The sequence below is a fragment of the Rhodococcus sp. BS-15 genome (genome assembly GCF_000813105.1).
GTDB lineage: Bacteria > Actinomycetota > Actinomycetes > Mycobacteriales > Mycobacteriaceae > Rhodococcoides.
Window position 1 is genome coordinate 1 of sequence record NZ_BAOX01000214.1, and the last position, 8,674, is coordinate 8,674.

Genomic DNA, 8,674 nt, shown 5'->3' on the forward strand with positions numbered 1-8,674 from the left:
CGAGCCACCGGGCGAGTTGATGTACATCGTGATGTCTCGGTCGGGATCGAGGCCCTCGAGCACCAACAGCTGCGCCATGACGTCGTTTGCGGACGCGTCGTCGACCTGGACGCCGAGGAAGATGATGCGCTCCTCGAACAGCTTGTTGTACGGGTTCGATTCCTTCACGCCGTAGCTGGAGTGCTCGACGAAGGAGGGCAGGATGTATCGGGAGGACGGCAGCTGATTGGGGTCGAACAGGTTTGTCATCGTTTCTCCAAGATGTAAGTGATCGAGGGTCGCCGGGAGCGGCCGATTTACTCGCCGATTCCGCCGGCCTGCCGCGCACGGCTGACGACGTGATCCACGAACCCGTATTCCTTGGCGGCCTGCGCCGTGAACCAGCGGTCACGATCGGAGTCTTCGGTGATCTGCTCGACGGTCTGACCCGTGTGCAGGGCGATCAGCTCTGCCATCTCGCGCTTGGTGTGCGCGAACTGCTCGGCCATGATGGCGATGTCGGAGGCGCTGCCGCCGATACCGGCCGAAGGCTGGTGCATCATGATGCGCGCGTGCGGCAGGGCGTAACGCTTGCCCTTGGCACCGGCCGAGAGCAGGAACTGCCCCATCGAGGCAGCCAGGCCCATTCCGTAGGTCGCGATGTCGCACTCGGCGAATTCCATCGTGTCGAAAATGGCCATACCCGCGGTGACCGAGCCACCGGGCGAGTTGATGTACAGCGCGATGTCGCGGGTGGGGTCCTCGGCCGAGAGCAGCAGGATCTGAGCGCACAACTTGTTGGCGATGTCGTCGTCGACCTGGGTACCGAGGAAAATGATGCGGTTTTGAAGCAGACGCTCGTACACGGAGTCGCTGAGATTCAGCCCTGCTGCAGCCGAAGTCATGACGGGACTCTGCTGGTGCGAAGCCGCCGGATTCTGAACAGTCACGGTACCTGCCTTTTCCATAACAAATCGTTGGTTCCTGACACAGACACTAACGAAAGACGGCGGCCCCGGAGTCCCGGAACCGCCGTCGTTCGCTGTGAGCGTTACTTCTCTTGTTCGCCCTCGGAAGAATCTGCTGCTTCGACCTCGTCGGGAGCATCGGCGGGGCTGCCGAACAACTCCGCGGTGTCGACGCTCGCGCCGGTGGTGTCGGTCACGGTGACGCGCTCGACGACCGAAGCCAGCGCCTTACCGCGCTTGACATCGGCGAACACGGCACCGAGCTGGTTGGCCTGCTGCACCTGCTGAATGAACTGCTCGGGCGGCATGCCGTAGCGCTGCGCCTGGAAGATGATCCGCTCGGTGAGCTCTTCCTGCCCGACCTGCGTGTTCTCTGCTTCGGCGATCGCGTCGAGAAGGAGCTGGGTACGCACCGACTTCTCGGCACCTTCCTTGACGTCCTTGTCGAACTCCTCGCGGCTCGAACCCTGCGACTCGAGCAGCTCGGCGAGTGCTTCCTCGTTGTGGTCGAGGCCGTGGATGGCCTCGTGCACCTGGGAATCGACCTCGGCCTTGACGACAGCTTCGGGAGCCGGAATCTCGAGCGTCTCGAGCAGCGTCTCGAGCACCTTGTCGCGGATCTGACCGGCCTGCTCGACCTTCGCGACCCGTTCGACGCGCGTCTTCAGATCGGCCAGCAGCTCGTCGAACGTGTCGAACTCGCTGGCCAGCTGAGCGAACTCGTCGTCGGCCTCGGGCAGCTCGCGCTCCTTGACGGACACGACCTTGACCGTGACGACGGCTTCCTTGCCTGCGTACTCACCGGCGACCAGAGTCGAGGTGAACTCCTTCGACTCGTCCGCGGAGACGCCGATGATCGCGTCGTCGAGTCCCTCGATGAGCTGGCCGGAGCCGACCTCGTGGGACAGTCCGCTCGCGGTTGCCTCTTCCACGTTCTCGCCTTCGACGGTGGCCGAGAGATCGATCGAGACGAAGTCGCCCGACTGTACGGGACGATCGACACCGGTCAGGGTGCCGAAACGCTGGCGCAGCGACTGCAGCTGCTCGTCGACGGCCTCGTCCTTGATCTCGAGCGGATCGACGACGACGCTGATGGTCGAGTAGTCGGGCAGCTCGATCTCGGGGCGGACGTCGACCTCGGCGGTGAACGTGAGCTCGGTGCCGTCCTCGATCTTGGTGATCTCGATCTCGGGCTGGCCGATGACCTTGACCTTCTCGTTGGTCACGGCCTCGGAGTAGCGGGCGGGAAGAGCGTCGTTGACGACCTGCTCGAGAACCGCACCACGGCCGACGCGAGCCTCGAGCAACTTGGCCGGAGCCTTGCCGGGACGGAAGCCGGGGAGGCGGATCTGCTGAGCCAGAGCCTTGTACGCGCGGTCGAAATCAGGCTTGAGCTCCTCGAAGGGCACCTCAACGTTGATACGGACTCGCGTCGGGCTCAGCTGCTCGACGGTGCTCTTCACGGGACATGCTCCTTCTGGTGGTTCTTGCTTGCTGGTGGTTCTGGCTTGCTGTCTGATCTCGCTCGCCACGAACACGGCGAGCCGTGCCTGCGGCTCTCTTTTGTCGGGGTGACAGGAATTGAACCTGCGACCCTCCGCTCCCAAAGCGGATGCGCTACCAAGCTGCGCCACACCCCGTCGTACGGACACCATTGAACAGCAACCGATAGTAGCCCCCAGTGGGCGCCCCACCGATGACGTTCGGACGAACCGCTCGCGGCGGGCCGGTTTGGAATCCGGCGGCGGCGTTGGGTACAGTCTTGAAACGCAGGCGACGGAACTGGCGATCCCACGACTGTTGTTTGCATGCCGATGTAGCTCAATGGTAGAGCCCCTGTCTTCCAAACAGGCTACGCGAGTTCGATTCTCGTCATCGGCTCCATCGAAAAGCCCCGCACTGTCAGTGCGGGGCTTTTTCGTGTCCGCGTACCCTGGATGGTGTCCGAATTGTCCGTACGAACCGGGCATGCACCGTCGGCGGAAGGTCCGCAGTGGAAATCGTCCTGATCGTCATCGTCATCGCCGCAGTGGCCCTGTTGGTGCTGCGAAACAAGAAGAACTCCGCTGCGGCGGCCGAAACCGCGCTGGCCGACGCCAAGGCCGATGCCCGCCAATCGATCGAACGCCTCGGCGGTCAGGTCTACAACCTGATCGGCACGGATACACCGTCCAAGCAGGCCTTGGCCGACGCGTCCGAACGCAACATCGCCGCCGGTTCGCAGATCGATCAGGCCACCACTCCCGAACAGGCCCGACTGGCCAAGCAGACGGCGCTCGAGGGGCTCTACTACATCCGTGCCGCGCGCCTGGCGATGGGCATGGACCCGGGCCCGGAGGTGCAGGGCATCGACGGCCAGCAGCAGGCGGGGCGAGTCACCGAGGATCGCAAGGTCGACTTCGAGGGCCGTGAGATCGCGGCGTCACCGGATCCGTCCGATCGCACCCCGAACTACTACCCGGGTGGCCGAGTCGCCGGCCGTCCGGTACCCGCAGGTTGGTACTCCGAGCCCTGGTGGCGTCCGGCCCTGGTCGCAGGTGCCTGGGGAATGGGGTCGATGTTCCTGTTCTCGGCCATGTTCTCCGGCATGGCCGGGGTTCCGGAAGAGACTGCGGCCGGCGGCGACACGGGAGCCGACGGCGGGGGGCGATGGGTCCGGCGACGACTACTCCGGCGGCGACACGGAATACGGTGCCATGGACGACGGCGGCGGTGGAGGCATGTTCGACGGCGGAGGCGATTTCGGCGGTGGAGGCGACTTCGGCGGGTTCTAGGTCGCCTGACAGACCGGGCACCAGAACAGGTTTCGAGCCTGCATCACCGAGTGCAGGATGTCGGCTCCGCACACTCGGCAGGGATATCCCTGCCTGCGGTAGACGTACGAGCGCGGTCGCCGGGCACCGTAGGTGTCGCCGTGATCGTCCACTGGTCGGATGGTGATGATGCGACCGCGTCGGACACCGATCTTCATCAGTTCGACGAGGTCGAACCAGATCGCGTCCCACTCGGATCGGTCGAGGTCCTTGCCCGGGCGCATGGGGTTGATCTCGTGCCGGAACAGAATCTCGGCGCGGTAGACGTTTCCGACGCCGGCGAGCACCTTCTGATCCATCAGCAACGTGCCGATTGCTGTGCGCGACTTGGAGATTCGTGCCCACGCCCTCTCCGGGTCGGCGTCCTTACGCAGCGGGTCCGGTCCCAACCGCGCCACCAGAGCGTCGACCTGCTCTTCGGTGTAGATCTCGCAGGCCGTGGGGCCGCGCAGGTCGGTTCCGTATTTCTCCCCCACCATGCGCAGCCGCACGGCACCCACCGGATCGTCCAGTGGCACGGCCTGTTCGGTGAACTTCCCGTACAGGCCGAGATGGATGTGCACGATCAGATCGGACTCGTATCGGTGCAGCAGATGCTTGCCCCAGGCCTCGGCCCTCTCCAGTACGAGACCGTCGATCAGCGCGGCACCGGAGGTGAAGCGCCCCTGCGGGCTACTCACCTCGACCGGTGCCCCACCGAACCGACGTTGATGCAACCGAGCCAGTCGGTGCAGGGTGTGCCCCTCGGGCACCTACTCGGGCTTTCCCGGCACGACGGGTGCCTCGCCGCTGCGCTCGTACTCGGACAGGATGTCGATGCGGCGCTGGTGGCGCTCCTCGCCCGAGAACGGAGTACCGAGGAAGGCATCGACGATGGCGAGGGCTTCCGGAAGGGTGTGCATGCGGCCACCGATGCCGATGAGCTGGGCGTCGTTGTGCTCGCGCGCCAACTTGGCGGTCTCGACGCTCCACGCCAGCGCGCAGCGAGCGCCCGGCACCTTGTTGGCTGCGATCTGCTCGCCGTTTCCGGAACCGCCGAGCACCAGCCGCGGCTACCCGGGTCGGCGACGACGCGGCGTGCTGCGTCGATGCAGAATGCCGGGTAGTCGTCGACGGGGTCGTAGTCGAAGGCACCGCAGTCGACGGGCTCGTGCCCGGTTGCCGTCAGGTGTTCGATGATCTGATTCTTGAACTCGAGGCCGGCGTGGTCGGCACCCAGGTATACGCGCATGCCTAGAGTCTGACAGGTGAACTCCGAAGCCGAGAAATTCGCCGGTGTGGACGGCGCGAAAGGCGCGTGGGTGGTCGCGTTCTTCGCCGAGGCGACGGTGACGTGGATCGAGTGTGCGTCGGTGACGGAGGTGCTCGAGGTGACACGGGACTGCGCACGGGTGGGCGTCGACATGCCGCTGTCGTTGCCCGAACACGGCTATCGCCTCGGCGAACTGGAGGCGAAGACGTTTCTCGGTACAGCGCGGAGTTCGATCTTTCACACGCCGGTCGTCGACGTACTCGCCGCCGAGTCGTATCCCGAAGCGTGTGCCGTTTCTCGGCAGCTCACCGGCAAGGCGATCAGCAAGCAGACGTGGCACATCCTGCCTTCCGTGAAGGCGTGGCGCGATGCGGACTTCGACCCGGACAGGTACGTCGAGGTACATCCCGAATGCTCGTTCCGGGCCATGTCACCGACGACGACGTTCGCGTCGAAGAAGACCGGCCGGGGCGTCGGGCAGCGGTTGTCCGCCCTGATGCGCTGGAGCGAACACGTGGATCTGGCGGATCTACCGCCAGGACCCGCCGTCGACGACTTCCTCGACGCGGCCGCAGCGGCGTGGTCGGCAAGGCGATTTCACGTCGGCGAGCATCTGACGTTCGGTACCGAGGACGGCTCGGATCGGATCGTGGCCTAGCGCCCCTCGTGCGTGAAAGCTCGACTCCTACTACGAGTTTCCACGCACGAGGGCAGCGCTGTCAGTCGAACTGCGGGTCCTCGTTGCGGCTGCGCTTGAGCTCGAAGAAGTGCGGGTACGACGCGAAGATCACCGATGCGTCCCAGAGTTTGCCTGCCTCTTCGCCGCGCGGGATCCGGGAGAGTACAGGGCCGAAGAAGGCAACGCCGTTGACGTGAATGGTCGGGGTGCCGACATCAGGTCCGACCTTGTCCATACCGGCATGATGACTGGTCCGCAGGTCCTCGTCGTAGTCCGTGCTCTCGGCGGCCTTCGCCAGGTCACCGGGCAGGTCCAGTTCTGCCAACGACTCCGCGATCACGACGTCGAAATCCTTGTTGCCCTCGTTGTGAATTCGCGTTCCCATGGCCGCATACAGCGGCGCGAGGATCTCGTCACCCTTCAGCTTGGCTGCGGCGATCGCCACGCGGACCGGCCCCCATGCCTTCTTCATCATCGCGGCGTACTCCTCGGGCAGATCGCGACCCTCGTTGAGCACCGCCAGGCTCATGACGTGGAAGTTCACGTCGATGTCTCGCACCTGCTGCACCTCGAGAATCCACCGCGAGGTGATCCAACACCACGGGCACAGTGGGTCGAACCAAAAATCCGCAGTGTCTTTCTGTCCTGAACCGGCCACTGTCCTACTCCTTGGAAGTCGAGGTCAACGTCTCTTCATTGCGTAACAACCGCCCACCGCGCAGACATTCCACACGGCCCGTCGGCCAGCGCGGGATACGCGTGACGTGATGGGATGGAAGGCACTATCCATAACTACACGAAGAGGTGTCGACTGAAGTGGTTGCTCCCAACCTGACGCGTGACCAAGCCTCCGAGCGCTCGGCGATCATCGGGGAAACGAAGTACGCGATCGTTCTCGATCTCACCGACGGCGAGGGCAATCCGGGCGAGAAGACCTTCCGCTCGCTCACCACCATCACGTTCGCGGCCACCGCCGGGGCGTCGACTTTCGTCGACGTCATCGCGGGCACGATCCGCTCCGCGACGCTCAACGGCACCGATCTCGATATTGCGAACTACGACGAGTCGACGGGCATCGCTCTCGAGAATCTCGCCGAACACAACGAACTCGTCATCGATGCCGACTGCATCTACTCGCACACCGGCGAGGGCCTGCACCGTTTCGTCGACCCGTCGGACGGTTCGGTGTACCTGTACTCGCAGTTCGAGACCGCCGACGCCAAGCGCATGTTCGCCTGCTTCGATCAGCCCGATCTCAAGGCCACCTTCGATCTGAAGGTCACCGCTCCCGAGAGCTGGACCGTGATCTCCAATGCCGCGCACGGTGCCGAGCCCGCCGCGGGAGAGCACGTGTTCGACACGACCCCGCTGATGAGTACCTACCTCGTCGCACTGATCGCCGGACCGTACGCGGAGTGGACCGACTCGTACACCGACGATCACGGCACTATCCCGCTCGGAATATACTGCCGCGCAACGCTTGCCGAGCACATGGACGCGGAGCGCCTGTTCACCGAGACCAAGCAGGGCTTCGGTTTCTACCACGAGAACTTCGGCACCCCGTACGCATTCGGCAAGTACGACCAGCTCTTCGTGCCTGAGTTCAATGCCGGTGCGATGGAGAACGCCGGTGCCGTCACGTACCTCGAGGACTACGTCTTCCGGTCCAAGGTGACACGCGCCTCCTACGAGCGTCGCGCCGAGACGGTGCTGCACGAGATGGCGCACATGTGGTTCGGCGACCTGGTGACCATGACGTGGTGGGACGACCTGTGGCTCAACGAGTCCTTCGCCACGTTCGCATCGGTGCTGTGCCAGTCCGAGGCAACCGAGTACACCAACGCGTGGACCACCTTCGCCAATGTCGAGAAGGCCTGGGCCTACCGCCAGGACCAGTTGCCGTCGACGCACCCCATCGCCGCGGACATCCCCGATCTGGCCGCCGTGGAGGTCAACTTCGACGGCATCACCTACGCCAAGGGCGCAAGTGTGCTCAAGCAGCTGGTGGCCTACGTCGGCAAGGAGGACTTCCTCGCCGGGTTGCGGGCGTACTTCGTCGATCATGCCTTCGCCAACGCCACGTTCTCGGATCTGCTTGCCGCTCTGGAGAAGTCGTCGGGACGCGATCTCTCCGATTGGGGTGCCCAGTGGCTGCGCACCACCGGCCTGAACACTCTGAGCCCCGACTTCGACGTCGACTCGGATGGCAAGTTCACCCGGTTCGCAGTGTCGCAGACCGGCGCAGCACCGGGCGCAGGCGAGCGTCGCGTACACCGCATCGGCGTCGGTATCTACGACGACGTCGACGGCAAGCTGGTGCGCACCGACCGCGTCGAACTCGACCTCGACGCTGCAGAGTCGACGAATGTCGACGCGCTGGTGGGTGTCTCGCGCGGCAAGCTCGTGCTCGTCAACGACGACGATCTGACGTACTGCGCGGTGCGTCTCGACCCGGATTCGCTCGACGTCCTTCTCTCTCGAATCGGCGACATCGCCGAACCACTCCCCCGCACCCTTGCGTGGTCGGCGGCCTGGGAGATGACTCGATCCGCCGAGATGAAGGCGCGTGACTTCGTGGCCCTCGTCCAGCGCGGAATCGGCGGTGAGACGGAAGTGGGTGTGGTGCAACGTCTTCTGGTGCAAGCCCAGACCGCTATCTCCAGCTACGCCGATCCGGCATGGGCGGCCGAGCACGGTACCCCCGAGTTCGCCGATGCACTGCTCGAATTGGCGCGCAGCGCCGAAGCAGGCTCGGATCACCAGCTGGCCTTCGTCAATGCTCTCACCGGCACCGAACTCGGCGACCGTCACATCGGCGTGCTGAGGGCTCTGCTCGACGGTGATGTCGAGGGGCAGTCTCTGGCCGGCCTCGGCGTGGATACCGATCTACGCTGGCGCATCGTCACGGCGCTGGCCGGTGCCGGTGCGATCGACGCCGACGGCGTGGACTCACCGGTGATCGACGCCGAGGCGGCCGAAGACA

The 8,674-nt window shown here is 64.7% G+C and carries 7 protein-coding genes, 2 tRNA genes and 2 pseudogenes; 4 read left to right on the plus strand and 7 right to left on the minus strand.

Going from position 1 to position 8,674, the window contains the following annotated elements:
* The 4 genes from RHBS_RS19870 to RHBS_RS19885 all read right to left on the minus strand — a co-directional run.
* Positions 1-249, minus strand: a 249-nt coding sequence (locus tag RHBS_RS19870; protein WP_187298566.1) for an ATP-dependent Clp protease proteolytic subunit, incomplete at its 3' end; no start/stop codon positions are given.
* A 47-nt stretch (positions 250-296) separates the two neighbouring features.
* Positions 297-947, minus strand: a complete 651-nt coding sequence (locus RHBS_RS19875; RefSeq protein ID WP_082898933.1) for an ATP-dependent Clp protease proteolytic subunit — start codon at positions 945-947, stop codon at positions 297-299.
* An 83-nt stretch (positions 948-1,030) separates the two neighbouring features.
* A complete protein-coding gene (gene tig, locus RHBS_RS19880; protein WP_183130117.1) occupies positions 1,031-2,410 on the minus strand; it encodes a trigger factor in 1,380 nt (459 codons plus the stop codon).
* A 103-nt stretch (positions 2,411-2,513) separates the two neighbouring features.
* A tRNA-Pro gene (locus RHBS_RS19885) sits at positions 2,514-2,587 on the minus strand.
* A 170-nt stretch (positions 2,588-2,757) separates the two neighbouring features.
* On the opposite strand from RHBS_RS19885, the gene RHBS_RS19890 reads away from it, so the two are divergent.
* A tRNA-Gly gene (locus RHBS_RS19890) sits at positions 2,758-2,831 on the plus strand.
* A gap of 109 nt (positions 2,832-2,940) precedes the next feature.
* A pseudogene (locus RHBS_RS30970) lies at positions 2,941-3,721 on the plus strand (DUF1542 domain-containing protein).
* Here RHBS_RS30970 and RHBS_RS19900 read toward each other — a convergent pair.
* On the minus strand, positions 3,718-4,512 hold the full coding sequence (locus RHBS_RS19900) for an Fpg/Nei family DNA glycosylase (RefSeq protein WP_121869450.1): 795 nt from the start codon (positions 4,510-4,512) through the stop codon (positions 3,718-3,720). The pseudogene RHBS_RS30970 and the gene RHBS_RS19900 overlap by 4 nt on opposite strands.
* Positions 4,513-4,991 (minus strand): annotated as a pseudogene (locus tag RHBS_RS19905) (ribose-5-phosphate isomerase).
* Between the two features lie 16 nt (positions 4,992-5,007).
* Here RHBS_RS19905 and RHBS_RS19910 point away from each other — a divergent pair.
* Complete coding sequence (locus RHBS_RS19910) at positions 5,008-5,670, plus strand: DUF429 domain-containing protein (protein ID WP_121869449.1); 663 nt, start codon at positions 5,008-5,010, stop codon at positions 5,668-5,670.
* 61 nt (positions 5,671-5,731) lie between these two features.
* On the opposite strand, the gene RHBS_RS19915 is transcribed toward RHBS_RS19910, so the two are convergent.
* Positions 5,732-6,349 carry a DsbA family protein gene (locus tag RHBS_RS19915; RefSeq protein WP_121869448.1) on the minus strand — a complete coding sequence of 206 codons (618 nt, stop codon included), beginning with the start codon at positions 6,347-6,349 and terminating at the stop codon, positions 5,732-5,734.
* Between the two features lie 158 nt (positions 6,350-6,507).
* On the opposite strand from RHBS_RS19915, the gene pepN reads away from it, so the two are divergent.
* A partial coding sequence (pepN, locus tag RHBS_RS19920) for an aminopeptidase N (RefSeq protein ID WP_128646290.1) occupies positions 6,508-8,674 on the plus strand: 2,167 nt, incomplete at its 3' end.

Excerpts from the sequence above, each read along its gene's own strand:
- RHBS_RS19875 (WP_082898933.1), bottom strand. The coding sequence starts at position 947 with ATGGAAAAGGCAGGTACCGTGACTGTTCAGAATCCGGCGGCTTCGCAC.